This window comes from Bradyrhizobium monzae, from assembly GCF_021458635.1.
In the GTDB taxonomy this organism is placed as follows: domain Bacteria; phylum Pseudomonadota; class Alphaproteobacteria; order Rhizobiales; family Xanthobacteraceae; genus Bradyrhizobium.
Genome location: NZ_JAIRDQ010000005.1, coordinates 233784 through 258466, shown reverse-complemented (window position 1 = coordinate 258466; position 24683 = coordinate 233784). Strand labels below are relative to the sequence as shown.

At 64.1% G+C, this 24683-nt stretch carries 21 protein-coding genes; 10 read left to right on the top strand and 11 right to left on the bottom strand.

All coding sequences use genetic code 11. The features are described from left to right. Nucleotides 1-33: 33 nt before the first annotated feature. From K3F49_RS20505 to K3F49_RS20475, 7 genes are all read right to left on the bottom strand, one after another. Complete coding sequence (locus K3F49_RS20505) at nt 34-405, bottom strand: SUF system Fe-S cluster assembly protein (protein WP_234682758.1); 372 nt, start codon at nt 403-405, stop codon at nt 34-36. Beyond that, nucleotides 402-1649 (bottom strand): cysteine desulfurase, encoded by a 1248-nt coding sequence (locus tag K3F49_RS20500; RefSeq protein WP_234682757.1) that lies wholly within the window; start codon nt 1647-1649, stop codon nt 402-404. The genes K3F49_RS20505 and K3F49_RS20500 overlap by 4 nt, the downstream gene beginning before the upstream one ends. Continuing rightward, a complete protein-coding gene (gene sufD / locus K3F49_RS20495; RefSeq protein ID WP_234682756.1) occupies nt 1646-2950 on the bottom strand; it encodes a Fe-S cluster assembly protein SufD in 1305 nt (434 codons plus the stop codon). The genes K3F49_RS20500 and sufD overlap by 4 nt, the downstream gene beginning before the upstream one ends. 11 nt (nt 2951-2961) lie before the next feature. After that, nucleotides 2962-3714, bottom strand: a complete 753-nt coding sequence (gene sufC / locus K3F49_RS20490; RefSeq protein ID WP_234682755.1) for a Fe-S cluster assembly ATPase SufC — start codon at nt 3712-3714, stop codon at nt 2962-2964. A gap of 62 nt (nt 3715-3776) precedes the next feature. Further along, entirely contained in the window at nt 3777-5273 is a 1497-nt protein-coding gene (gene sufB / locus K3F49_RS20485) for a Fe-S cluster assembly protein SufB (protein ID WP_234682754.1), read from the bottom strand. A 113-nt stretch (nt 5274-5386) separates the two neighbouring features. Further along, entirely contained in the window at nt 5387-6526 is a 1140-nt protein-coding gene (locus tag K3F49_RS20480; RefSeq protein WP_234682753.1) for a cysteine desulfurase family protein, read from the bottom strand. A gap of 51 nt (nt 6527-6577) precedes the next feature. Continuing rightward, on the bottom strand, nt 6578-7771 hold the full coding sequence (locus tag K3F49_RS20475; protein WP_234682752.1) for an acyltransferase family protein: 1194 nt from the start codon (nt 7769-7771) through the stop codon (nt 6578-6580). A gap of 44 nt (nt 7772-7815) precedes the next feature. Here K3F49_RS20475 and K3F49_RS20470 point away from each other — a divergent pair, with 44 nt between their 5' ends. The 4 genes from K3F49_RS20470 to K3F49_RS20455 all read left to right on the top strand — a co-directional run bounded on the left by K3F49_RS20470 (nt 7816) and on the right by K3F49_RS20455 (nt 10672). Then, nucleotides 7816-8766 (top strand): LytTR family DNA-binding domain-containing protein, encoded by a 951-nt coding sequence (locus tag K3F49_RS20470; RefSeq protein ID WP_234682751.1) that lies wholly within the window; start codon nt 7816-7818, stop codon nt 8764-8766. Between the two features lie 352 nt (nt 8767-9118). Further along, nucleotides 9119-9766 carry an alpha/beta hydrolase gene (locus tag K3F49_RS20465; protein ID WP_014495555.1) on the top strand — a complete coding sequence of 216 codons (648 nt, stop codon included), beginning with the start codon at nt 9119-9121 and terminating at the stop codon, nt 9764-9766. 63 nt (nt 9767-9829) lie between these two features. Then, nucleotides 9830-10342 (top strand): DUF1697 domain-containing protein, encoded by a 513-nt coding sequence (locus K3F49_RS20460; RefSeq protein WP_234682750.1) that lies wholly within the window; start codon nt 9830-9832, stop codon nt 10340-10342. A gap of 39 nt (nt 10343-10381) precedes the next feature. After that, the gene (locus K3F49_RS20455; RefSeq protein ID WP_234682749.1) at nt 10382-10672 is read left to right on the top strand and encodes a DUF1330 domain-containing protein; all 291 of its coding nucleotides are present in this window, start codon (nt 10382-10384) and stop codon (nt 10670-10672) included. Between the two features lie 15 nt (nt 10673-10687). On the opposite strand, the gene K3F49_RS20450 is transcribed toward K3F49_RS20455, so the two are convergent. The 3 genes from K3F49_RS20450 to K3F49_RS20440 all read right to left on the bottom strand — a co-directional run bounded on the left by K3F49_RS20450 (nt 10688) and on the right by K3F49_RS20440 (nt 12905). Next, nucleotides 10688-11011 carry a DMT family transporter gene (locus K3F49_RS20450; protein WP_234682748.1) on the bottom strand — a complete coding sequence of 108 codons (324 nt, stop codon included), beginning with the start codon at nt 11009-11011 and terminating at the stop codon, nt 10688-10690. 3 nt (nt 11012-11014) lie between these two features. Continuing rightward, nucleotides 11015-11692, bottom strand: coding sequence for a glutathione S-transferase family protein (locus K3F49_RS20445; RefSeq protein ID WP_234682747.1), 678 nt, complete (start codon nt 11690-11692; stop codon nt 11015-11017). A 109-nt stretch (nt 11693-11801) separates the two neighbouring features. Beyond that, nucleotides 11802-12905, bottom strand: a complete 1104-nt coding sequence (locus K3F49_RS20440) for an anhydro-N-acetylmuramic acid kinase (RefSeq protein WP_234682746.1) — start codon at nt 12903-12905, stop codon at nt 11802-11804. 166 nt (nt 12906-13071) lie between these two features. Between K3F49_RS20440 and tyrS the strand changes: the two genes are divergently transcribed. The 4 genes from tyrS to K3F49_RS20420 all read left to right on the top strand — a co-directional run bounded on the left by tyrS (nt 13072) and on the right by K3F49_RS20420 (nt 18336). Then, nucleotides 13072-14325, top strand: a complete 1254-nt coding sequence (gene tyrS / locus K3F49_RS20435) for a tyrosine--tRNA ligase (protein WP_234682745.1) — start codon at nt 13072-13074, stop codon at nt 14323-14325. A 56-nt stretch (nt 14326-14381) separates the two neighbouring features. Beyond that, a complete protein-coding gene (locus K3F49_RS20430) occupies nt 14382-15629 on the top strand; it encodes an MFS transporter (protein ID WP_234682744.1) in 1248 nt (415 codons plus the stop codon). A 220-nt stretch (nt 15630-15849) separates the two neighbouring features. Continuing rightward, nucleotides 15850-16287, top strand: a complete 438-nt coding sequence (locus K3F49_RS20425; protein WP_234682743.1) for a DoxX family protein — start codon at nt 15850-15852, stop codon at nt 16285-16287. A 354-nt stretch (nt 16288-16641) separates the two neighbouring features. Then, nucleotides 16642-18336, top strand: coding sequence for a methyl-accepting chemotaxis protein (locus K3F49_RS20420; protein ID WP_234682742.1), 1695 nt, complete (start codon nt 16642-16644; stop codon nt 18334-18336). Nucleotides 18337-18420: 84 nt separating this feature from the next. Here K3F49_RS20420 and K3F49_RS20415 read toward each other — a convergent pair whose 3' ends face one another. Next, nucleotides 18421-22239, bottom strand: coding sequence for a YhdP family protein (locus K3F49_RS20415; protein ID WP_234682741.1), 3819 nt, complete (start codon nt 22237-22239; stop codon nt 18421-18423). A gap of 195 nt (nt 22240-22434) precedes the next feature. Between K3F49_RS20415 and K3F49_RS20410 the strand changes: the two genes are divergently transcribed. Both K3F49_RS20410 and K3F49_RS20405 read left to right on the top strand, forming a co-directional pair. Beyond that, nucleotides 22435-23172 carry a peroxiredoxin gene (locus K3F49_RS20410; protein ID WP_234682740.1) on the top strand — a complete coding sequence of 246 codons (738 nt, stop codon included), beginning with the start codon at nt 22435-22437 and terminating at the stop codon, nt 23170-23172. A 111-nt stretch (nt 23173-23283) separates the two neighbouring features. Beyond that, nucleotides 23284-24648 (top strand): M23 family metallopeptidase, encoded by a 1365-nt coding sequence (locus K3F49_RS20405; RefSeq protein WP_234682739.1) that lies wholly within the window; start codon nt 23284-23286, stop codon nt 24646-24648. Nucleotides 24649-24683: the final 35 nt, after the last annotated feature.

The window sequence follows — 24683 nt, the reverse complement described above, 5'->3', positions numbered from 1 at the left end:
GTTGCTGAGCGAATTCAATGCCGGAGGTACGCGTCACCACATATTGAGGACGAGGCGGGCCTCGTCGCTCATGCGTTCCGGCGTCCAGGCCGGCTCCCAGACCACCTTGACGTCGACCACGCCGACGCCGGGAACGCTGGCAACCGCGTTCTCAACCATGGTTGGCAGCTCGCCGGCGGCCGGACAGTTCGGCGTCGTCAGCGTCATCTGCACGTCAACGGAGCGATCGTCCTTGATTTCGACCTTGTAGATCAGGCCGAGCTCGTAGATGTCCGCCGGGATTTCCGGATCGAACACGGTCTTGAGCCCGGCGACGATCTCGGTGGTCAGGCGTTCGGTCTCCTCCGGCGGCAGCGCCGAATGGGTCTCCATCGGATTGGCTTTGATTTCGGCCGTGTCACTCATGCGAACAAATCCCGCGCCTTCAACAGCGCCTGTGCCAGATGATCGACTTCTTCCCGCGTATTATACATGCCGAACGAGGCGCGGCAGGTGGCAGTCACGTTGAACCGCTCTAAAAGCGGCATCACGCAGTGGGTCCCGGCGCGCACCGCGATGCCCTGGCGGTCGATCACGGTGGCGACGTCGTGGGCGTGCGCGCCCTTGAGCTCGAAGGAGATCACCGGGCCCTTGCCCCGCGCGGTACCGATCAGCCGCAGCGAGTTGATCTCGCGCAAGCGATCCTGGGCGTAGGTGACGAGATCGTGCTCGTGCGCGGCGATGCGCTCCTTGCCGATCGAATTGACGTAGTCGATAGCCGCACCAAGGCCGACGGCCTCGACGATCGCGGGTGTGCCCGCCTCGAATTTGTGCGGGGGATCGCCATAGGTGACGACGTCACGCGAGACCTCGCGGATCATCTCGCCGCCGCCGTTATACGGGCGCATCGCGACGAGGTGGTCGTATTTGGCCCAGAGCACGCCGATGCCGGTGGGACCGTACACCTTGTGGCCGGTGAAGACGTAGAAGTCGCAGCCGATGTCCTGAACGTCGACCGGCATATGCACGGCGCCCTGGCTGCCGTCGACCAACACGGGAATGCCGCGGGCGTGCGCAATCTTCACGACGTCCTTGACCGGCACGATGGTGCCGAGCGCGTTCGACATCTGCGTAATCGCGACCAGCTTGGTCTTCGCGGTCAACAGCTTCTCGAACTCGTCGATGAGGAAATTGCCCTCGTCGTCGACCGGCGCCCACTTGATCACGGCACCCTGACGTTCCCTGAGGAAATGCCATGGCACGATGTTGGAGTGGTGCTCCATGATCGAGATGACGATCTCGTCGCCCTCTTTGATATTCGGCCCGCCCCAGGACGAGGCGACCAGATTGATCGCTTCGGTGGCGTTGCGGGTGAAGATCACTTCCTCAGGTCGCGACGCGTTGATGAACTGCGCGGCCTTGGTCCGGCCGCCCTCGTAGGCTTCGGTCGCGGCATTGGCGAGGTAATGCAGGCCGCGATGCACGTTGGCGTATTCGGACTGATAAGCCCGCGTCATGCGCTCGAGCACAGCGCTCGGCTTCTGGGCGGACGCCGCGTTGTCGAGATAGACCAGCGGCTTGCCGTAGACCTGCATGGCCAGCGCCGGAAAATCCTGGCGCACGCGGGCAACGTCATAGGCGCCGTTCTTGACTGCGGGATGCGGCCTCATGACCGGCGCTCCAGCCAGCGCTCGGCAATGCCGATCACATGCTCGCGCAAGACATCATCGGCGATCTGCTCGACCGCTTCGCCGACGAAAGCCTGGATCAGCAGCGCCTGGGCCTGCTTCTCGGGCAAGCCACGCGCCTTCAGATAGAACAGCAGGCTGTCGTCCAGCGCGCCGGCGGTGGCGCCGTGGCCGCAGGAGACGTCGTCGGCAAAGATCTCGAGCTCGGGCTTGTTGTCGGCCTCGGCTTCGTCCGAGAGCAGCAACGCGCGGGTCATCATTTTGCCGTCGGTCTTCTGCGCATCGGGACGAACGATGATGCGGCCCTGGAACACCGAGTGCGCACGATCGTCGATCACCGCACGAAAAACCTCGCGGCTGACGCAGTTCGGGACAGCGTGGTCGACCACCAGCGTGGTGTCGCCATGCTCGGTCTTCTGCAACAGATTGACGCCGTTGGCCGAGAGCTCGCTACCCTCGCCCGCCAGCGTGATGAAGCCTTGCAGGCGGCTGACGGCAGCACCGGTGGTCATGTTGAAGAAATTGAATTTGACGTTGGCGCCGACCGTCACGAAATGCGAGGTCACGTTCAGCGCGTCGGGCGCATCGTCCATCAGGCGGATATGCGCGACATCGGCATCGTCACCGACCGTGACGAGCACGGCATCGTTGATCTGGTAGGCCTTGGCGCCAGCCGCAACGAAGCTCTCGACGATGGTGGCACGAACGCCCTTCCCGATCGCGACCTGCGAGCGGGTGAAGGCCGATGCGGAAGATGCGGTCGCGATGTGGATGACCTGGATCGGTGCGGACAGCTGGGCGCCGTCGGCGATCGACAGCACCACGCCATCGGTCGCCATCGCCGCGTTGAGCGCGATCACGGCATCGGTGGAGGCGGTCTGCAAGAGACCAGCATCCTTCTCCAGCGTCTCCCGCGACGTCTTGACGCCCGCCTCGGCGGTGAGCGCCTTGACGTCTGACAGATCAGCCACGAACACGCCATCGACCAGCACCAGCTTGCGCGCGCCCGCGATCGCATGCGCCTTCACGGCGTCTGCGGCGCGCTTCAGCGCGGCCGCATCGGGCGCGGCTGCCAGGGGCAGCACCTCGCCGACCAGCGCGCGGAGATCAGTGTATTTCCATTCCTCGATCCGGCGGTGCGGCAGGCCGAGACGCTCATAGGTCTCGAATGCCTCGCGGCGCACCGCGATCACGGAAGGCGAACCCGGCAAGCGGCCTTCTGCGCTGGTGAAGAGATCGCTCACCGCGCGGCCCTTTCCGGTCTTTGCCACAGCAACGTTCATTGCAAAATTCCTTACGCGGCATCCTCGAACTGGGCGTAGCCGGACTCTTCCAGCTCCAGCGCCAATTCCTTGCCGCCGCTCTTCACGACACGGCCCTTCGACATCACGTGCACGAAGTCGGGCACGATGTAGTTGAGAAGCCGCTGATAGTGGGTGATGACGACCATCGCACGCTTGGGCGAGTGCAGCGCGTTGACGCCGTCGGCGGCAATGCGCAGTGCGTCGATGTCAAGGCCGGAATCCATCTCGTCGAGGATGCAAAGGCTCGGCTCGAACAGCGCCATCTGCAGTACCTCGTTGCGCTTCTTCTCGCCGCCGGAGAAGCCGACATTGACGCCGCGCTTGAGCATGTCCTGCGGGATGTTCAGCGACTTCGAGACCTCGCGGACCTTCTTCAGGAAGTCCGGGGTGGAATATTCGCTCTCGCCGCGCGCCTTGCGTTGCGCGTTCAGCGCGGTGCGCAGGAAGGTCATGGTGGCAACGCCGGGAATCTCGACCGGATACTGGAACGCCAGGAACACACCCTTGGCGGCGCGCTCGTCCGGCGACATCTCCAGGAGGTCCTCGCCCTTGAACAGGATCTGGCCGTCGGTGACCTCGTAGCCCGGCTTGCCGGCGATGACGTGGGAGAGCGTCGATTTGCCGGAGCCATTCGGCCCCATGATCGCGTGGATCTCGCCCTCGTTCACGGTCAGCGTCAGCCCGTGGAGGATCTCACGCTCCTCGACACGAACCTTGAGGTCTTTCACTTCAAGCAAAGCCATCTTGGTATCCAGTTTATTCAATTGATGTTGGAGCGCGAGTTGCGCACCGCGAGGGTCGGCAATTAGCCAACCGACCCTTCAAGCGAGATCGAGATCAGCTTCTGCGCTTCCACCGCGAATTCCATCGGCAGCTGCTGAAGCACGTCCTTGACGAAGCCGTTGACGACGAGGCCGACGGCTTCTTCCTGCGTGAGGCCGCGCTGGATGCAGTAGAACAGCACGTCCTCGGAGATCTTCGATGTGGTCGCCTCGTGCTCGAACGTCGCCGACGAGTTCTTGGCCTCGATGTACGGCACGGTGTGCGCGCCGCATTTGTCGCCGATCAGCAGCGAATCACAGGCGGTGAAGTTGCGCGCGCCGGTCGCTTTCCGGTGCGCGGTGACGAGGCCGCGATAGGTGTTCTGCGACTTGCCGGCGGCGATGCCCTTGGAGATGATGCGGCTCGACGTGTTCTTGCCGAGATGGATCATCTTGGTGCCCGAATCGACCTGCTGGAAGCCGTTCGAGATCGCGATCGAGTAGAACTCGCCGCGCGAATTATCACCGCGGAGAATGCAGCTCGGATACTTCCAGGTGATCGCCGAACCGGTCTCGACCTGGGTCCAGGAGATCTTGGAATTGTTGCCGCGGCAGTCGCCACGCTTGGTGACGAAATTGTAGATGCCGCCCTTGCCTTCCGAATTGCCGGGATACCAGTTCTGCACCGTCGAATATTTGATCTCGGCATCGTCGTGCGCGACGAGTTCGACCACGGCGGCATGCAGCTGGTTCTCATCGCGCTGCGGCGCGGTGCAGCCCTCGAGATAGCTGACGTAGGACCCCTTGTCCGCGATGATCAACGTGCGCTCGAACTGGCCGGTGTTGCGCTCGTTGATGCGGAAATAGGTCGACAGCTCCATCGGGCAGCGCACGCCCGGCGGCACGTAGACGAACGAGCCGTCCGAGAACACGGCCGAGTTGAGCGTGGCGTAGAAATTGTCCGAAGTCGGAACCACCGAGCCCAGATACTTCTGCACCAATTCAGGGTGCTCGCGGATCGCTTCCGAGATCGGCATGAAGATCACGCCCGCCTTCTTCAGCTCCGCCTTGAAGGTGGTCGCAACCGAAACCGAATCGAAGACAGCGTCCACCGCGATCTTGCGACGCGCGGGATCTTCCTCGCCGGGCTTGGGCTCGACGCCTTCGAGCATGGCGACTTCCCGCAGGGGAATGCCAAGCTTCTCGTAGGTCTTCAGGATCTCCGGATCGATCTCGTCCAGCGAGGTCACCGTCTTCTTCGGCTTCGGCGCCGCGTAGTAATAGAGGTCCTGGAAGTCGATCTTGGGATAGTCGACGCGCGCCCAGGTCGGCTCGGTCATGGTCAGCCAGCGCCGATAGGCTTCCAGGCGCCATTGGAGCATCCAGGCGGGCTCGTTCTTCTTCTCGGAGATGAACCTGACGGTGTCTTCGGACAGCCCCTTGGGGGCCTTGTCGGACTCGATCTGGGTCTCAAACCCATAACGATACTGGTCGACGTCGATGCGCTTGACGCGCTCGACCGTCTCTTGGACGGCTGGCATTCTATCCTCCGCTCGCGGTTTCAAGGACCGCGGTGGATCAAACTCGGACGAGTATTACGATGTTTCTGCGCGGAAAGCACGGGCTTAGAACCGTTCAAGCCGTGTTTCGTCGCTTAGCCTCTAAGTAGGGTATTACCGAGCTTTCGCCAAGCCTCTAACGCCCTGTTGATGTCATCCGGTTCCGTGGACCAGCCCAGACTGAGGCGCACCGCTCCTTGGGCCACGGTGGCATCATAACCCATCGCCGAGAGCACGTGGGACGGCTGGACCTTGCCGGAGGAACAGGCCGAGCCGGAAGATACGGCAATGCCTTCGAGGTCGAAGCCGATCACGGCAGTCTCGGCCTTGAGCCCTGGCGCAGTGAACAGGACGGTATTTGGCAACCTCTTCACGTCGTCCGCGAAGATGGTCGCCCCGGCAGTGCCCCGAAGACCGTTTTCCAAACGATCTCTAAGACTTGTCACCTGCTCCGCATGTTCCGGCAGAGCCTGAAGGGCGGCGTTCACGGCCGCACCGAAGCCGGCAATCCCTGCGACATTCTCGGTCCCCGCCCTTCGTCCGAGCTCCTGCCCGCCGCCGCGCAGCACCGGTTCCAATCCGGCGAGGCCCTCGGCGACAACCAGCGCGCCGACACCTTTGGGGCCGCCGATCTTGTGCCCCGAAAAGCTCGCAAGGTCCGCGTCTAGCGCGTTAATATTGAACGCAATTTTGCCAAGCGCCTGGATCGCATCGACGTGCAGCAGGCCGCCGGCCTCGTGAACCAGCGCTGCCGCTTCTGCAAGCGGCTGGAGCGCGCCGGTCTCGTTGTTGGCCGCCATGATCGACACCAGCGCCGGCGGGCCCTCGGCGAGCAGCCCCCGGAGATGATCGAGGTCGACGACGCAGGAACGCGTGACCCGAATCTGGCTAATGTCACTCGCCGGGAATCGGCCGCCCGCGAGCACCGAGGCATGCTCGACCGCGGAGACCAGAAGCCGACGCACCGGCTCGCCCGATCGGCTGCGCAAGCCCGGCGCCAGCGCCAGCGCGTTGGCCTCGGTTCCGGCGGAGGTGAACACCACGTTCCGGGGCAGCGCGCCGACGGCGGCCGCAAGCGAGCTACGTGCGTCCTCGACCAGGCGTCGCGCCTCCCGCCCCTCGGCATGGACCGAGGACGGATTGCCGATCAGTTCGTAAGCGGCCAGCATCGCTGCGCGCGCCTCGGCGCGCAGCGGCGTGGTCGCATTCCAGTCGAGATAGACGCGGCTCGGCATGGCGCCCTCTTAGCACCTTTTCCCCTCGCGCCAATCGGCGGCCGCCGCACATCAGGCCGGCTGTTGCCGCGCGATCCCGGCGGCGGAACGGGGCTCCATCCGCAGCCCGAACAGCGGACGCAGCCAGCCGATGCGGCGTGCGATCTCGTAGGTGACGACACAAGTGAGCGCGGTGCCGGATATCACGATGGCGGCTTCGCTTCCGGCTGATAGCCCACTGCCCTGCAATGCGTGCGCGATCACGATGATCGCGGTCTGATGCACGATGTAATAGGGAAAGATCGCATCGGTCAGATAGCGCCGCACGGGGCCATCGGCGGTCAAATGACGTCGCGCAAAGCCGAGCACCGCCGCCATCGCCAGCCATTGGTAGCAGCCATAGACCGAGCCGGCGAACCATCTGAGCATCGGCGACGGCGGAAGCAAGCCGGCATAAACGAGGACGAAGGCGACGAAGCAAGCGGCTGCAAGCATCAGCGTTGTCCACCGTCGCCGCTCGAGGTCGTGCCAGATGCCGCCCTCGCGTGCGAGCAGGAAGCCGATCAGAAAGGCGGTCGCGTAGTCCGCGTGGCTATACCAATCGCCGAACAACGCATGCGTCGACGGGAAGACCGGCGCGAGAAACAGCCGCCAAGCTGCAAACAGCAGGCATGGCAGCACCAGCAGCCATGGCCCGGCAAGCACGGCCGCCAGCCTCTCACCAATCCAGTCGGCAGCCGCCGGCCAGATGCACAGCACGCCGGCCAGCGCCATCGTGTAGACCCAGAGATAGACCACGAACCAGAGATGGTTCCAGGTCGGCTGCACGATGCAGGGGTTCGGACAGAACTGCGCGCCGAACGCCAGATAGTGATGGACGTAGAAATCAGCAAAACCTGCCGGGTAACCAAGGCTCTCGACGATCTGCAGATAGGACTGCGGCGGCACGATCACGAGCATGCCGAAGATCAGCGGGATCAAGAGCCGCACCGACCGGGCGCGGGCGAAGGCGGCGAGCGTGACTTTGCTCAGCATGAAGCGGCTGGCGACCCCGGAGACCAGGAACAGCAGCGACAACCGCCAGGGATTGAGCACCAGCATCACCGGCTCGAGCCAGGTCAGCCGGTGCTCGCTCTTGATGTGAAACCCCCAGGACACATAGAGCATGCCGACGTGGTAGAAGATCAAGAGCCCGAAGGCTAAAATCCGCACCCAATCCAGATCGATGCGTCGTTCCGAAGTCGAAACTTGCTGCGGTGTTAACATGGTTCTCTGCTCCTTGGCGGGACGGCAAACGCGGTTTTCGGGCCATGGCTGACGGCCAAAATGCCTCCGAAACGGAGCACGTCGAGACGGTTTGGGATCGGGACCGGGCGCGAGGGGACGAGGCGTCGGCGTCCGGGACGAGCGGTTGGTCCGGCGGGATCAGTGGCGACTGGACGATGTTCGCCGCGATCGCAGCCGTCGCGCTCGCCATCGGAATCGTCAATGCGCTCTCCGGTGCACAGGACGCCGCCTGGCGTGGCGACAGCTATGACATTGGCCGGCGACTGTTCTGGGAACTGTCGAGCATCATCGTCATCCTGCTGCTGGTACCGATCCTGGCGCTGGCCGTCCGGCGCATGCGCGGGACGACGCTCCTGGTAGCGCGGATCGGAATCGCGGCAGTCGCCCTGCTCGGCTTCTCGGCCCTCCACATCACCGGCATGGTTGGCTTGCGGAAACTCCTGCTTTGGCTCATGGGGAGCGTCTACGACTTCCATTTCTCGCTGGCGGCGGTCCTGTACGAGTTCCGCAAGGATGCCGTCACCGCCCTGCTGCTGGGAGCAACGCTGTGGCTGATCGAAAGCCGGCGTGAGCTGAGGAAGGCCGCAGGCGCGGCCGCCTCCATGCCGGCCGTTCCGCAGGAGCAACCATCATCCGATCTGATCTGGCTCCGGGACGGCACCAGCCGCACCCGCGTCGCTCCGCGTGACATCCTCTGGGTTGCCTCTGCCGGCAACTATATCGAATACGTCCTCGCCGACGGCGCCCGGCACCTGATCCGCGGCACGTTGGCCGCGACCGAAAGCGAGCTCGGCCGCTTCGCCATCGTGCGCGTGCACCGGACCAGGCTCGCCAATCTCGACCGGGTGAGCGGCGTGGACTTCAGGCCGTCAGGCGATTTCGAACTCACCTTCGACAACGGGCAAACGCTTGGGGGCAGTCGCCGCTACCGGCCCGCGGTCGCCTCGCTCGGAGGGCGCACCGCGACTGTGTGAATCGCTCCTCGGATCGCCCGACGGTCGATAAACAATCGTGATTCCAATCAGTTGCTGCGACGGATGCAAGCCGAACCATTGCCCCGCTCCATCCCGGTCGCCACGGGCACGACACCGCGATGACCGGCTAAGTTCTTGAGCGCATTGGCAGATGTCGAAGATGCTTGCTTTTAGCCCCGCAGCCTATGTTAGAACGCGGCCGTCAAGTCACCGCGCGCCATCTGCGCATCACCGCGAGGCGCACGCCTTCTCGTCCTTCCATTCGCGCTCTCGCCGGCGTTGCTGCCGATGAGGCCACAATCGGTTGATTGCGGAGAACCGTCTCTCCAGGACATCAATCAAGAGATCATCCATGCCTGAAGTTATTTTCACTGGCCCCGCCGGCCGTCTCGAAGGCCGCTATCACCCGGCCAAGCAGAAGAACGCGCCGATCGCGATGATCCTGCATCCGCATCCGCAGTTTCACGGCACGATGAATCATCAGATCGTGTACCAGTGCTACTACGCCTTCGCGCATCGCGGCTTCTCAGTGCTGCGCTTCAACTTCCGCGGCGTCGGCCGCAGCCAGGGCTCGTTCGACCACGGCACTGGCGAATTGTCGGATGCGGCGGCAGCCCTCGACTGGGCGCAGACCATCAATCCCGAAGCGCGCGCCTGCTGGGTCGCCGGGTTCTCCTTCGGTGCCTGGATCGGCATGCAGCTCCTGATGCGCCGTCCCGAGGTCGAAGGCTTCATCTCGATCGCGCCTCCGGCCAATCTCTATGACTTCTCGTTCCTTGCGCCCTGCCCGTCCTCGGGTCTGATCGTGCATGGCGAGAAAGACGCGGTGGTGCCGCCGAAGGACGTCAACACGCTGGTCGAGAAGCTGAAGACGCAGAAGGGCATCGTGATCGACCAGCAGGTCATCCCCGGCGCCAACCACTTCTTCGACGCCAAGCTCGAGCCGCTGATGGAAACCATCACGGCCTATCTCGACATGCGCCTGGCCAACGTGCGCTGACCGCTATGTTTTGAGCATGATCTTATCGGAGAACCGCTTCACACTTTTCCGGATCATGCTCTGATGGCCGCGTTCGTAGCCCTGCTGCGTGCGGTCAATGTCGGAGGCACCGGCAAGCTGCCGATGACCGAACTCAAGACGATGTGCGAGGAGCTCGGCTTTGTTGCCGTGCGCACCTACATCGCCAGCGGCAATGTGGTCTTCACCAGTCGCAAATCGGAATCCGCAATCAAGGCGGCGCTGGAAAAGCGCTTGCACACCTACGCCGGCGCGCCAGTCGGCGTTCTCGTGCGCAGCGCTGCCGAGATGGCAGAGGTTTTGGCCGACAACCCGTTTCCCAAAATGGCGCCGAACCGCACGGTCGCGATCTTCCTCGACAAGGTGCCGCCCGCGGATACGCTCACCGGAATTCGCGGACAGAAGGACGAAGAGGTCAAGCTCGGCCGCCGCGAGATCTACGTGCATTACGGTAACGGCATGGGGACATCGAAACTCGCGATCCCCGCCGCCAAGAGCGGCACCGCACGCAACATGAACACCATCGCGACCCTGGCGAAGATGGCCGCGGAACTCTAGCTGAACGAAGACGATATCGCACTGTCGGGGAGACAAGCATTGAAGGCTTATCTGGTGCTCGACCTCTCGGTGCACGACTTTGCCGGCTTCAAGACATACATCGCCGAAATCCCCGCCTTCATCGCCAGGCACTCCGGGCAATACATCGTCCGCGGCGCGGAGCCGACCACAATCGAAGGCGATTGGGCGCCCGAGCGCATCGTCATCATCGAATTTCCGGAGCGCGAGAACGCGCAAGCCTTTCTGGATGATCCCGACGCTCAGGATCTGTTCAAGCTGCGCCACACCACCACGACGAGTAGGCTGCTGCTTGCCGACGGCTGCACCTGATTGACGTGGCGTCACCTAGGCCAGCTTGAGCGCGACGATCCCCATCAAGACGAGCACGATGCCGGCAAGCTTCATCGCGCTCAAGGTCTCGCCGAACAGCACGATGCCCATGACGAAGGTGCCGGCGGCGCCGATTCCGGTCCACACCGAATAGGCAACGCCGACCTCGAGCACCCTCAAGGCGCGCCCGAGCAGGAAGACGAAGGCGGCGAGCAGCACCAGCGAAACGATGCTCCAACCGATGCGCGTGTAGCCCTCCGCATACTTCATCGATATCGCCCAGCCGACATCGAGCGCGCCGGCGATGACCAGCATCATCCAGGCCAGAGATGGCGACATAGCTCAGGCCGCGAGCTTCAAGAGATGCGCGTCGTGGCGCACGAGGAAAGCACGCAGCAATTGCGCATAGTCCGCGCCGACCGCGGTGCGCACGCTCGGACGTTTCGCCAGCTCTGTCCGCCACGCCCGCACCTTCGGGACATCGCGGAAGATGCCGTGCTCGGTCAGCTCATCGAACAGGTCGAAATAGCGGAAGACCGGCGCGAACACGGCGTCGACCAGGCTGAACGCCTCGCCTGCGAAAAATGGGCGCGCACTGAGCGCGGCTTCGACGCGCACGAACTTCGTCGCCAGCGCCTGGCGCTTGCTTTCGAACGTCGCGGGATCGGCCGTGGTCTCCAGCCCCCACAGATCACCGAGGATCGCCGAACCGAACTCCATCCAGGCGCGGTGCTCGGCACGCTCCAGCGCGTCGGCCGGATGCAGCTTGAGGCCCGGTTGCGTCTCCTCGATGTATTCGCAGATCACGTTGCTCTCGAACAGCGCGACCTCGCCCTGGTCGGTCGTGACCACCAGCACCGGCACCTTGCCGAGCGGCGACAGTTTCAAAAACCAGTCCGGCTTGTTGGCGAGATCGATATCGACCCGCTCGAACGGCACGCCCTTCTCTTTCAGAGCGATAACCGCGCGCTGCACGTAGGGACAAAGCTTGTGGCTGATCAGTTTAAGTGAAGCGGTCATGGCTAATCCCGGCGGTTCGATCCAACTGCATCCAAGATAGATGCAATTGCATGCACCCGTCAAGATCAATGCAGCTGCATCAACCTCCCGTGACCTCAGGTAGTCCTTCTTAGGGTCTGGCGATCACCCCGCCCGTCATCGGCATCGGCACGCCTGTCGTGGCCGGATAGGACAGCGGCAAGCCCTTCAGGCCGCGGGCAGCCAGGAAGCCGAAGGCCTGCGCCTCGATGGCGTCGGAGGCCCAGCCGAGAGTCTCGGCGGCCTCGACGGTCGCCGTGCCGACCCGGTCCCGCAGCATGCGCAGCATGGTGAGATTGCGCGCGCCGCCGCCGCAGACGATCCAGCTGCGCGGCCGCCGCGGCAGCAGCGAAATGATGCGCGCGATCGCAGCCGCAGTGAAAGCAGTGAGCGTCGCAGCACCATCGGCCGGCGGCACATCGCCGAGCTTGAGCGCGGCAAAGTCGTTGCGGTCGAGCGATTTCGGCGGCGGCACCGCGAAGAACGGCCGCTCCAGCGCTCGCGCGATCCACGCCTCGTCGGCGTTGCCGAGCGCTGCGAACTTGCCCTCCGCATCGAAGGCCTGGTTCATGGTGCGGTACATGAAATCGTCGAGCAGCGCATTGCCGGGCCCGGTGTCGCAGGCGATCAGCGTGTCGTTGCCGTCGATATAGGTGATGTTGGAGACGCCACCGATATTGACCACGACGATCGGCCCTTCGCGCGCCAGCGAATTGGCGAGCGCCCGATGGTAGACCGGCACGAACGGCGCGCCCTGCCCGCCGGCCTCGACGTCGGCGGCGCGGAAGTCGTGCATCACCGGAATATGGATCGCCCTGGCCAGCGTCTGCGCATCGCCGATCTGCACCGTCAGGCGCCGCTCGGGCCGGTGCAGCACGGTCTGGCCGTGGAAGCCGACGATGTCGATGTCTTCGAGCTTCATCCGGTTCTGGGCGACGAAGGCGGCGACGGCCTCGGCATGCGCCAGCGTCACCACGCGCTCGGCCTCGGCCAGGATTCCCGGCCGGGCATCGCGCTGCTGCAGGTGTACCGCCTCGGACAGCGCCTGGCGCAGCAGATTGCGCTCGGCCGGGCCATAGGGCCGGTAGCCGGACGGTCCAAACGCCTTCACCTGCTTTCCGTCGGTTTCGATCAGCGCGACATCCACCCCGTCAAGCGAGGTGCCGCTCATCAAACCGAGTGCCGTCAACATCATGGGATCAGCGTCCTCAAAACACCCCCTCCGGCATGCCGATCTTGTGCCAGAGGGACACATCTTATAATGCCACAGCGCCAAATGGCGGGCAGCAATCGAGTTCCAACGGAAGACCCTTAAATTGCTCCCAAAACAGTAAACCAAGAATTGTCAGGCATGCCGACAGATGACTGCATTTAAATCGGATTTCCTCAACACCCTGCAGGAACGTGGTTTCATCCACCAGTGCTCCGATTTCGAGGGGCTGGATGCGCTCGCCGACAAGGGCGAGGCGATCGCCTATGTCGGCTACGATTGCACCGCTCCCTCGCTGCACATCGGCAACTACCTGACCATGATGCTGCTGCACTGGTTTCAGCAGTCCGGCAACAAGCCGATCACGCTGATGGGCGGCGGCACCACCATGGTCGGCGATCCCTCCGGCAAGGACGAGACGCGCGCGATCCGCACTATCGCCGAAATCGAGGCCAACAAGGCCTCGATCCGCGGCGTGTTCGCAAAGGTGCTGCGCTATGGCGACGGCAAGAGCGACGCCATCATGCTGGACAATGCCGAGTGGTTGACCAAGCTCAACTGGATCGAGATGCTGCGCGACGTCGGCCGGCATTTCTCGGTCAATCGCATGCTGTCGATGGACTCCGTGCGCCTGCGCCTCGAGCGCGAGCAGGAGATGAGCTTCATCGAGTTCAACTACATGATCTGCCAGGCCTACGACTTCGTTGAACTCGCTAAGCGCACCGGCTGCCATTTGCAGATGGGCGGTTCGGACCAGTGGGGCAACATCATCATGGGCGTCGATCTCGGCCGCCGCATGGGCACGCATCAGCTGTTCGCGCTGACGACGCCGCTGCTGACGACCGCATCGGGCGCCAAGATGGGCAAGACCGCGCAAGGCGCGGTCTGGCTCAACGCCGACCAGTTCTCGCCCTATGATTTCTGGCAGTACTGGCGCAATACCGAGGACGCCGACGTCGCCAAATTCCTGAAACTGTTCACGACGCTGCCGATGAGCGAGATCAAGAAGCTCGAGGCGCTCGGCGGCTCTGAGATCAACGAGGCCAAGAAGGTGCTCGCCACGGAAGCGACCGCGCTGCTGCATGGTCGCGACGCAGCAAACGAAGCGGCCGAAACCGCACGTCGGACTTTTGAGGAAGGCGCACTCGCCGAGAGCCTGCCGACAGTGGAAATTCCGCGCGGCGAGCTGGAGGCCGGACTCGGCGTGCTCAACGCCTTCGTCAAGGCGGGCCTCGTCGCCTCCAACGGCGAGGCACGGCGTCAGATCAAGGCTGGCGGCCTGCGCGTCAACGACGATGCCGTCACCGACGAGAAGATGGCGCTGTCAGCGGCCAATCTGACGCCGGAAGGCGTGATCAAGCTGTCCTTCGGCAAGAAGAAGCACGTCCTCATCAAGCCTGCATAGGCGTATGAGCTTTTGATGCTTGTCAGGGCGCGTCGAAGCGGGCTCCCTGACGGGCAATGGACCAGAACACGCCCAGGGAACAAGTAGCGAGCACGCAGCAGGACGCGGTGCGCACCGCGCTCGTCGTGCTCGCGCTGTGTTTCACGCTGGCCGTGCTCGGCCGCGGCCTGAGCGAAAGCTTCACCGTCTTCCTCAAGCCGATCTCCGAAAATTTCGGCTGGGACCGCGCACAGGTGGTCTCGATCTATTCGCTGACCTGGCTCATCAGCGGACTGACTGCGCCGCTGGTCGGGCGGCTGTTCGATCATTCCGGACCGCGCATCGTCTACGCGCTCGGCCTGTTGCTGCTCGGCGCGGCCTTCCTGATCGCAGGCCATGCGCAGGCGCTCTGGCAATTCCAGCTCTCGATCGGATTGTGCGTCGGCATCGGCGTTGCCTTCATCGGCAACGTGCCGAACTCGATCCTGCTCGGCCGCTGGTTCGGTCCAAAGCTGCCGACCGCGATGGCGGTGGTGTACTCGGCGATGGGCGGTGGCGTGCTGGCGCTGCTGCCGGCCTCGCAGCTCCTGATCGATCATCTCGGCTGGCGCGAGACCTACCAGGTCTACGGCTTCATCACACTCGGACTGCTGGTGCCGCTCATGCTGTTGCCGTGGCGGCTGTTCGCGATGGGCTCGCCGCACGTCGCGAAAAAGACCGATCCTGATTTCATCGACAACGGCTGGACGCTTGTGAGCGCGGTGCGTCACCACGCATTCTGGGCGCTGTTCTCGACTTTTTTCTTCACCGCGGTCGGCATGTACTGCATCGCCGCGCAGATCGTAGCCTATCTGATCGACGCCGGCTTCCCGCCGCTGCAGGCCGCGACCGCCTGGGGCTTTTCGGGTGTCGTGCTGGTGTTCGGCATGATCGGCGTCTCCGCGCTCGACGGGCTGATTGGGCGCCGGCCGTCGGTGCTGCTGAGCTACGCGATCTCGATCCTCGGCATCTTTCTGCTCTGGCTGCTTCAGTATTATCCGAATGTCATCCTGCTCACCGGTTTCGTCGTCTGCTTCGGGAGCATGATGGGCTCGCGCGGGCCGCTCATCACGGCAACGGCGATGAAGATCTTCAGGGGCAAGCGGGTCGGCACCATCTTCGGCACGATCTCGATCGGCAGCGGGCTCGGCTCGGCCTTCGGCTCCTGGAGCGGGGGCCTGATCCACGACGCCACCCACGGCTATAATGCGCTGCTCGTGTTCGCACTTGCAAACGTGATCCTCGGGATGATCCCGTTCCTGATCGTGCCGGCTTTGCGGCGCTAGGTCTCCCGGAAGTAACCTGCGCTCATTCGCGACACCGGGGAACTACGGGTGGGCGTGGCGCGTAGACGTTGAAAAAATGCGGACGACACGCGGCTGAAATCGCAGCCTGCGGTGTTTTGTCCGACATGACAAAATTGTCAGCGCAAATTGACCTGGCGCAGCTTGCAGGGTGGAACTGAATGCGGTCCTAGTCGCAGCATTGGATGGAGGGCACGAACCAATGAACTTTCCCTATCTCACTCGCTTTCAGCCGGTTCTCTTGAGCCTGTTTCGCTTCATCACCGGACTGCTGCTGTTCCAGTACGGTGTCGCCAAGCTGTTCAAGTTCCCGGTGCTCCCCTACTTCGCCGACGTCCCGCCGCTGATCTATGTGGCCGGCACGCTCGAGCTGGTGCTCGGTGCGACGCTGATGCTTGGCCTGTTCACCCGGCTCACGGCCTTCATCCTGGCGGGTGAAATGGCCTTCGCCTACTTCATGGGCCATGTCATGAAGACCGGCACGCCGGTCCTCCTGCCGCTGCTCAACGGCGGCACCGCCGCGATCCTGTTCTGCTTCGCCTGCCTCTACATCTCGGCAGCGGGCGGCGGCTCCGTCAGCGTCGATGCGCTGATCGGCAAGGAGAACGAAGCGTCGGGCGGCGCCTTCGCGCGGCGCTGAGGCGCGCAACCGACACGCAAACCGGCACTGGCGTTTCGCCGGTGCCGGTTCACCGCGAGCCCAGCACGTTCCAGATCAGGACGAGGGCCGCCACGAGCAGCACGGACATGATGATGCGGTGAACGAATCGGTTCATTGCCCGTCCGGCCAGGCTCGATCACCACCAAAGTCTGAGATCATTTTCCTCCCGCAAAAATACGGGCGCATGGCAGCGCATCGCGATTTGCCTGCACGATTGCGCATGGGGCTGCGAAGGATCATCCGTGCAGCAGCCGCGCGCACGCCTGTCTTCATGATTGGTAAGAACTTCATGTTAGCAAAGTTGACAATAACAACCATTCCGTAGGGGCTGTGATGAAGCTGCTGAGCCATCTGAAGATCCGCACCAAGCTTGCCAGCATGGTCGGCCTCGCAGCTCTGACCGTCACGGCCATCATCGCGGTATCGACCGTCCTCAGCAAGAGCCGCATGATGGACGACCGGGTCCAGCAGATGAAGGCCGCGGTCGATCTGCTCCACGGCCTCGCACAGACTTTCCAGGATGACGCCGCCGCCGGCAAGATGACGGTGGACGACGCCAAGTTGCAGTTTCGCCAGCGTGCCCGCAACATGAAGTTCGGAGGCGGCCAGGGCTATCCCGTCGTCTACAATTCCGACACGTCGATCCTGGTCAACGGCGCCAATCCGCAGCTCGAAGGCAAGATCACGGGCGCCACGGATTCAAACGGCGTCCTGATTGCCGATGCTCAGCTCAACGCCGCCAGGCAGGCGCCGCAGGGCGGCGTCACATCCTATCTCTACCCTCGTCCCGGCCAGACCGAGCCCGTCCGCAAGACCGTGTTCGTCCGCCAGTTCACGCCCTGGAACGCCACGATCAGCTACGGCCTCTATGTCGACGACATCGACGCCGACGTGCGCGCGCTGACGCTCGAGCTCGCCGCGATTGGCGCGGGCCTGATGCTGCTGATGGCAGCCTTGTCCTGGCTGATCGCCCGCGACGTACTGAGCGCACTCGACCGTCAGAAGACCCGCATGCAGGACATCGCCGACGGCGCCATCGACAAGCCGGTCGAGGAGACCGATCGCGGCGACGAGATCGGTCGTATGGCGGAAACGCTCGAAGTGTTGCGGCAGACCGCCATGACGGCGCGCACGCTGGAAGCCGAACAGGTTGCGGCCAAGGCCCGCAGCGAGCAGGAAAAGCGCGACGCCTTGATCTCCCTCGCCGACCGCTTCGATGCGTCGGTCGGTCAGCTCGTGGGTCAGATGGCCTCGGGCTCCGGCGAGCTGGAAACCACGGCGAAGTCGATGTCGTCGACCGCCGAGGGCACCAACCGCCGCGCCGCCGTGGTCGGCTCGGCTGCGACCGAAGCCAGTCAGCGCGTCCAGACGGTGGCGGCAGCAGCCGAGGAGCTCTCCTCCTCCATCACCGAAATCAGCCGCCAGGTCGCGCAATCGGCCGAAGTCACCGGCCGCGCGGTGGAAAGCGCGCGCCACACCGACACCATCGTGCGCGCGCTGTCCGACGGCGCCCAGCAGATCGAGCACGTCGCCGAGCTGATCTCCAGCATCGCCGCACAGACCAATCTGCTCGCGCTCAATGCCACCATCGAGGCCGCGCGCGCCGGTGAAGCCGGCCGCGGCTTCGCTGTCGTCGCCTCCGAAGTGAAATCGCTGGCGAGCCAGACTGCAGAGGCCACCCGCGAGATCGGCGACAAGATCGCCCAGATCCAGGGCGCGACCAAGGAAGCCGTCGACGCCATCGGCGGCATTACCGCCACCATCGAAGAGGTCAGCCGCATCGCCACCTCGATCGGCGCCGCGATCGAGGAGCAAGGCGCGGCCACTGCCGAGATCGCCCGCAGCGTATCGCAGACCGCCGAGGCCACCATGGAAGTCACCACCAATATCGGTGGCGTCAGCGCGGCGGCCAACGAAACCGGAAACGCCGCGGGCATGGTGCTCAGTGCCGCGTCAAACCTCTCCAAGCAGGCCGAACAGCTCTCGGGCGAAGTCAGCACGTTCCTGGCTGGCGTGCGCGCGGCGTAAGCTTACGAGCGCTCAAACCTCCACATGCGTCATGGCCGGGACAAACCGGACAAGCCGGGCATGACGGCTCGTTAGCATTCGCTGCTACCGCCGCGCGACGCTGCAACCGCTGGACAGCGGCCTTGCCGATCCCGTCGGGCTGTCGCTGGATTGCGACGACGGCAGCTCGTCTATCGGCGAGTTCTGCTTGCCGGTGTTGAACTCGAATATCTTGCGGAACACGCCGGGCACCATCGCGGAGATCGGATTGACGCGCATCACGGGAGCCGCAGGCGTGCCGACGACCTCGTAGGTGACGCCGATCAACCCTTCCTTGTCACCACCGCCGAGGAAGAGGCCGAACAGCGGGATCTGGCCGAAGATGTTGTTCACGCCATACATCGGCACGAAGGTGCCGCTCATGCAGACCTGGTTGCCGGGATAGTCAATCGAGCCCTCGATGGTCGCGCCGATCATCGGCCCCTTGACCAGGCCATCGCGTACCGTCAGCGCGCCATTCTGCCGGGTGAACTCTGCGCGCAAGGCGCTGAACGAAATGCCGCCGCCGCCCGGAGTGCCGTTCGGTGCACCCGCGGCGACGCGTTCGAGCTGCGCCTCGCCCTTCACGGTGAAGTCGCGCACGTTGATGAGGCCCTCGCGCGCCGTGGTCGGCTCGGATGTCGGCGGCTCCATCGCCACCACCATCTGGCCGCCGACCGCCTTGGTATAGGTGTCGGTGAACTTCAGTAGCGATCCGGCATCGTTGGTCTGGAGATAGATCACCTCGCGGCTGCCCTGCGCACGCCCACCGCGCAAGTCCGCCGCCACCGGCGTGTTCTGACCGATCCTGCCGCTCAGCGAGAACGCCTTGATGGCGCCGCTGCGCTTCGACATCTTGGCATCGACGCTGCGCATCGCCTCGCCGTTGAAGCCCGCGACCGTACCGAGTTTCACGTCGATGTCGAAATCGACGTTCTTCAGCTTGCTCTTGCCGTCGTCCTTGGAATTGCCTGAGATCGCCGATTTCAGGAAGCCGCGGCCGTCGAACACGTCGCCACGCATCGTGCCACGGACCACGCCGTCCTGACCACGCTCTACCTTCAGCGACGTCTTGTCGCCGTCGGACGGCGAATAGACCGGGAAGTTCGCGTTCATGAGGTCGCCGTTCGGGTCGACTTCCAGCGAGCCCTTGATCGAGGCGCCGCCGCCTTCGATGACGATGTCCTCGAGCCGCGTCGATTGTGCCGTCGGCACCACCTTGAACGTCGCCTTGCTCGCCTTGCCCGGCAGCTTGACCCAGCCGGGAAGGATGTTGTCGAGCTTGACCGAGGTGAGGTCGGCCTCGATGCCGAGCTTCGTCGTCTGGTCGGGTCCGCCGGCAATCTTGCCGGACACCTTGATCGGCACCGACCCGCTGACGGCCGGACTGAGGTCGAAGCCAAGGCGCGCACGGCTGGCGTCGTCCAGCGTCGTCTGCAGCTTGACGTCCGCATCGCCATCGGTCGCCTTGCGGTAGTCGAGCGAGGCCGCCTGCCCGTTGATCTTGACGTCGCCCTTGACCTGATAGCCCTGGTTGTTGGCGACGATCTTGAGATTGTTGGCCTCGAGCTTCTGGTTCATCACCAGCTTGTCGGCGGCAAAGCCGTTCAGATCGGCGGTGACGGCGTAGACGGTATCCGCCTTGGTCAACTCACCCTTGACCGGCAAGCCCAACTGGATGTTGGCCGTGAACGTGCCCTTGCTGGTGTTGGGATCGACGACGGTTGAGGACAGATCGCTCAGCCGATCGTTTGACAGCATTTCGGCCGCCGCCGGCACCGGGCCTTCGACGCGGAAGCGGGTCCGCGAGGGCGAAGGTTTCGGCGCCATGTCCGGCACCTCAAAGGTGAAGTCGGAAATCGTGATCTTGCGGCCCGCAGGGGTATCGGCAATGCCTTGGGCGATATTCACGGTGGCGGTGCGTCCGGTCACGTGCGCCTTCAGATCGGCGTCGTGCACCACCGGCATGCCGTCAACGGGACGAACCGCGACGCCGCTCGCCACGATGTTGACCGACAGGCCGTCATCGGGAATCGGCGGTCCCTTGCGCGGAAGATTCCGCGTCGGCGAGTTGATGCCGACCTCGATGCGCTGGAGCGTGCCGCGCTCGATCCGCTCGATCACCCATTGGCGCAATTCCGGTACGACCAGCGTCGGCCACATCCGTTTCATCGCCGAGGCCGACATCGGCGTTCCCGCAAAACCCAATGTCAGGCGCGGCTCGCCAGAATAGTCGATCGCGCCGGTGCCGGCGACGCCGATCTCGCCGTTGGAGATATCGGCCTGCGTCAGCAGCATACGCTTGTGATCGGTGTCGAAGCGGAAGCCGATCGCGATACGGTTGAAGACCAGCGGCGGCTCGTTGTCGATGCCACCGAGCAGGATCGAACCGCCGCTGAAGCCGAGCTGCCAGTCATTGATCGTGCCGTTGGGCGGCTCGAGATGGGCCAGCAGTGTCAGGCGATTGGCGCCTGAGAGGATCTTGAACGGTGCGACCAGCACCCGACGTCCAGCATCCCACTCGACGTTGATCTCGGCCGAGTCGATCGCCATCGGATAATCGGGCGTGTCGGTGTCGATGATGTTGCCCGCACCGATCGTGACCTTGCCGCGGAAGAATGTTGGCACGCCGTCCCGGCCGAGCTCACCCTTGAGCTCGCCAGTGAGAGGCAGGTCGGCTGTATAGGTGAGGTCCTTGACGCGCAGCGCGAGCAGGATGTTGGCGGTCGACACCTTGTCGGCGCGGATGTCGATCGAGCGTACGCCATTCTCGCTCGGTCCGATCGTGGCGCGCAGCGACCACGGGCGCGCGCCCTCTTCGCCGAAGCTGAGCGCGACGCCGCCATGGGTCGGCCGGCGCAGGCTGAGCGTGATGTTTTCAAACGTCCATTTGCTGCCGCGCTGCTGGTCGTCGACGATCAGATTGCCGTTCTTGAGACCGATCTCGTTGAGGTTCTGGCCGTCGAGGCCGGTCAAGCTCAGGCTGTCGAGCCAGTCGAGGCCCTGAAGAATTCCACTCTGCGCGACGGGCTGAGGTGCGGCCTGGGACGCGTCCGGAGTTGCAGGCGCCATCCCGAACGGCGGCGGCGGAACGCCGTTGCGCGGGAATGTCGGCGGCAGGCCCGCTTCCTTCTTGGACGCCACGCCGGTTGCGAGCGGTTTCGCCGTGTCGCCAGCGGACACCGTGACGGTCCCGTCGGGCGCGATCCGGATCGCGAGCTCGGCATCGACGAGGTTGAGGCTTTCGGCGCGCAGATGCCCGGTGAGAAGGGCTGCCCCCGACAGCCGCACTTCGGCCTTCGGTGCGCTGGCGACGATGGCATGGTCGTGATCGCGGACGATGATGTCGCGGATCCGTACGGCAATCCGGACCCGCCCGGCGCGCTCGATCTGGGTGCCGCCGACCTCCACGGTGTTGCCGTGGCCGATATTGTCCTCGATGGCAGCGGCGAGCCAGGGCGTCGCCATGTCGAGGTTGATCGGACCGGCGCCGAGCCGCCACCACAGCGCGCCAAAGCAGCCGACGAAGATAACGATCAAGGCGCCGAGGACGACGGCCGTCCGGCGAAGCCAGCGTCCGCCCGGCAGCACCCGTCGAAACGCCGAGAAGCCGTCGCCGACGCGGAAGCGCGAGTTGGAACGCGACAACAGGCGGCGTGCGCGATGACCCGCCTCCTCTTCTTCCGGGTCTTGATCCCAGCCGGCCTCGTCCCATTCCGGCTGCGCGTGAGGGCCGCCGTGCCGATCGAAATCCCGATTGTGATCCTGGGGCGACCTATTCCTTGCCATTGCCTCTCGATACAGGCGCCCGTCGTGGGATTGAGCGCCGCCGGGACCGCAGCCGTCGACGGGAATCGAGGCTCCCCGCCCCGGCACTGCTGCCATACCTCGAATGTTCCTGCTGTTCGTCATTTCGCCCCGGGAGCGCGTTCAACGAGCAGTGGGGTGGTGCGTGGAATTCCTTGTAACCATACTCCGTGGCCGCCAAAATTGCCCAGCCGAAGGCGCGAATCCGGCACACCGGACGAGAGTTGCAATACCGCTTTGGTTGACCCGCCGAAAGCGACGAAAGGAAGGCGTATGTCCAAGAAATCCCGAAAGAAATCGTCCAAAACGCCCTCCGGCAGCCCGACCGCTAAAAAGAAGCCCCTGAAGACACGGGCATCGACTCAAACAATTGGCGCGAAAACACAGCCGGCATCGGCAAGCAAATCAAGCAAAGCAGGCGCCAAGGCAGCATCGCATAAGGCCGCATCGAAACGGTTAAAATCTTCTGAAAAGCCCTCTCAGCCCGCGGCTGCGGGGGCGTCCGCAGTTTCAGCAACGTCCTTATCGTCGAAGTCCTTCCCGTCGAAGTCCTTGGCCGAGGGCCAGAAGGCGCCGGCCTTCCGCCTGCCCCGCGACGGCGGCAACGTCGTGACCCTGTCGGACTACGCCGGCCAGAAGCTTGTCCTGTTCTTCTACCCCCGCGCCGATACGCCGGGTTGCACCCGCGAGGCGATCGATTTCACTCGGCTCAAGGACGCCTTTACCGCTGCGGGCACCGCCGTGCTCGGCATTTCGGCCGATCCGTTAAAGGCCCAGGAGAAGTTTCGCGACAAGCACAGCCTCGGCATCCCCCTGATCTCGGATGAGCAGCACGAAATGCTGGAGGCGTATGGTGCTTGGGGCGAAAAATCCATGTATGGCAGGAGCTTCCTCGGGATTCTTCGCACCACGGTGCTGATCGGATCCGACGGCAAGATGGCCAGGATCTGGCGCAACGTGCGGGTCGATGGCCATGCCGACGAGGTGCTGCTAGCTGCAAGAAGTCTTTAACCAGCTCGTTAAAATCGATCGTTCCCGTTTCCGGAAAATTAACCATGACAGGCCCAGATTGCCGCGGCAATTTGGCCGCAAGGAACCGTTCCGACCGGCGCGGGAGTGCCGATGTCGAAAAGTTCTGCCCAATACTTGCAGCACCCGCAGCATCACCCTCACGACCACGGACGGACCTTCCATCGCCGGCCGGCCCCTGCAGCGGCAGCCGCTGCGATTCCCCTGCCCGACGCCGACGACGCCTACACCATCGTGCATCACGGCAAGCAGGTTCGCCTCGGGCCCGTCGTGTTCTGGATCGTCGTCGGCACCGTCGTGCTGCTCGGGCTGTGGTCGGCGGCGACTGCCACCTATTTCGCCTTTCGCGACGACGTCCTGACCCGGCTGATCGCCCGCCAGGCCGAGATGCAATACGCCTATGAGGACCGCATCGCCGAGCTGCGGGCCAAGGTCGACCGCACCACCAGCCGGCAATTGCTCGACCAGGAACAGTTCGACCAGAAGCTCGACCAGATCATGAAGCGTCAGACGGCGCTGGAGTCCCGGGCCACGGCGCTTGGCGCCATGCCCGATGTCACCGGATCGATTCCCCGCTCGGCGCCGCAGCGTGGTGACGCGAACCAGACGACGCAAGGCACGCCCAAACCGTCACCGATCAGCGACACCGTGATCTTCGTGGCGCCGCCTGACCGCGAAGCGCGGCTCGAATCGCGTGCGCCGGCCGTGATTGCCCCGCCGGTCAATCAATTCGCCAAGAATCAGGGCTTTGACAATGTCCTGGTCCGTCTGACGAACTCGCTCGACCAAGTCGAGCGCCGCCAGGTCGCGGCGCTCAACGCCGTCGAGGAAGGCATGGATTCACGGATGCGGCGGATGCGCGGCGTGGTCAGCGACCTCGGCCTGAGCATCGCCAATCTCGAGGCCGCCGTGCCGCGCGCCGCAATGGGCGGACCGTTCGTGCCGGTGAAGCTCACCGCGAACGCGGGGCCCTTCGAAAAGCAGCTCTATCGCATCAACACCACTCGCGCCGAGATGGACCGGCTCAACCGTACGCTGGCGCAGGTGCCCTATCGCAAGCCTGTCGTCGGCGAGGTCGAATTCACCTCCGGCTTCGGCGTACGCAGCGATCCCTTCCTCGGCCGGCCCGCGATGCATACCGGCCTCGATTTCCGTGCCGCGACCGGTGATCCCGCGCGCGTCACCGCCAACGGCAAGGTGGTCTCGGCCGGCTGGTCCGGTGGTTATGGTCGCATGGTCGAGGTCGATCACGGTAACGGCCTGTCGACCCGCTACGGCCATCTCTCCGAGATCAACGTCAAGGTCGGCGAGATCGTGAAGATCGGCCAGGTCATCGGCCTTGTCGGCTCGACCGGCCGTTCCACCGGCCCGCATCTCCACTACGAAACCCGGATCGACGGTGAAGCGGTCGATCCGCAGAAATTCTTGCGCGCCGGCGTGCGCCTGAGCGCGGGCTAAACTCCAGCGCGGCGGAAGCCGGTCACGACCGCGCG

Excerpts from the sequence above, each read along its gene's own strand:
- K3F49_RS20470 (WP_234682751.1), top strand. The coding sequence starts at position 7,816 with ATGGCTGACGGCCAAAATGCCTCCGAAACGGAGCACGTCGAGACGGTT.
- K3F49_RS20410 (WP_234682740.1), top strand. The coding sequence starts at position 22,435 with ATGTCCAAGAAATCCCGAAAGAAATCGTCCAAAACGCCCTCCGGCAGC.
- K3F49_RS20505 (WP_234682758.1), bottom strand. The coding sequence starts at position 405 with ATGAGTGACACGGCCGAAATCAAAGCCAATCCGATGGAGACCCATTCG.
- tyrS (WP_234682745.1), top strand. The coding sequence starts at position 13,072 with ATGACTGCATTTAAATCGGATTTCCTCAACACCCTGCAGGAACGTGGT.
- K3F49_RS20425 (WP_234682743.1), top strand. The coding sequence starts at position 15,850 with ATGAACTTTCCCTATCTCACTCGCTTTCAGCCGGTTCTCTTGAGCCTG.
- K3F49_RS20430 (WP_234682744.1), top strand. The coding sequence starts at position 14,382 with ATGGACCAGAACACGCCCAGGGAACAAGTAGCGAGCACGCAGCAGGAC.
- K3F49_RS20500 (WP_234682757.1), bottom strand. The coding sequence starts at position 1,649 with ATGAGGCCGCATCCCGCAGTCAAGAACGGCGCCTATGACGTTGCCCGC.
- sufC (WP_234682755.1), bottom strand. The coding sequence starts at position 3,714 with ATGGCTTTGCTTGAAGTGAAAGACCTCAAGGTTCGTGTCGAGGAGCGT.
- K3F49_RS20465 (WP_014495555.1), top strand. The coding sequence starts at position 9,119 with ATGCCTGAAGTTATTTTCACTGGCCCCGCCGGCCGTCTCGAAGGCCGC.
- sufD (WP_234682756.1), bottom strand. The coding sequence starts at position 2,950 with ATGAACGTTGCTGTGGCAAAGACCGGAAAGGGCCGCGCGGTGAGCGAT.
- sufB (WP_234682754.1), bottom strand. The coding sequence starts at position 5,273 with ATGCCAGCCGTCCAAGAGACGGTCGAGCGCGTCAAGCGCATCGACGTC.
- K3F49_RS20450 (WP_234682748.1), bottom strand. The coding sequence starts at position 11,011 with ATGTCGCCATCTCTGGCCTGGATGATGCTGGTCATCGCCGGCGCGCTC.
- K3F49_RS20460 (WP_234682750.1), top strand. The coding sequence starts at position 9,830 with ATGGCCGCGTTCGTAGCCCTGCTGCGTGCGGTCAATGTCGGAGGCACC.
- K3F49_RS20415 (WP_234682741.1), bottom strand. The coding sequence starts at position 22,239 with ATGGCAGCAGTGCCGGGGCGGGGAGCCTCGATTCCCGTCGACGGCTGC.
- K3F49_RS20445 (WP_234682747.1), bottom strand. The coding sequence starts at position 11,692 with ATGACCGCTTCACTTAAACTGATCAGCCACAAGCTTTGTCCCTACGTG.
- K3F49_RS20475 (WP_234682752.1), bottom strand. The coding sequence starts at position 7,771 with ATGTTAACACCGCAGCAAGTTTCGACTTCGGAACGACGCATCGATCTG.
- K3F49_RS20440 (WP_234682746.1), bottom strand. The coding sequence starts at position 12,905 with ATGATGTTGACGGCACTCGGTTTGATGAGCGGCACCTCGCTTGACGGG.
- K3F49_RS20420 (WP_234682742.1), top strand. The coding sequence starts at position 16,642 with ATGAAGCTGCTGAGCCATCTGAAGATCCGCACCAAGCTTGCCAGCATG.
- K3F49_RS20405 (WP_234682739.1), top strand. The coding sequence starts at position 23,284 with ATGTCGAAAAGTTCTGCCCAATACTTGCAGCACCCGCAGCATCACCCT.
- K3F49_RS20480 (WP_234682753.1), bottom strand. The coding sequence starts at position 6,526 with ATGCCGAGCCGCGTCTATCTCGACTGGAATGCGACCACGCCGCTGCGC.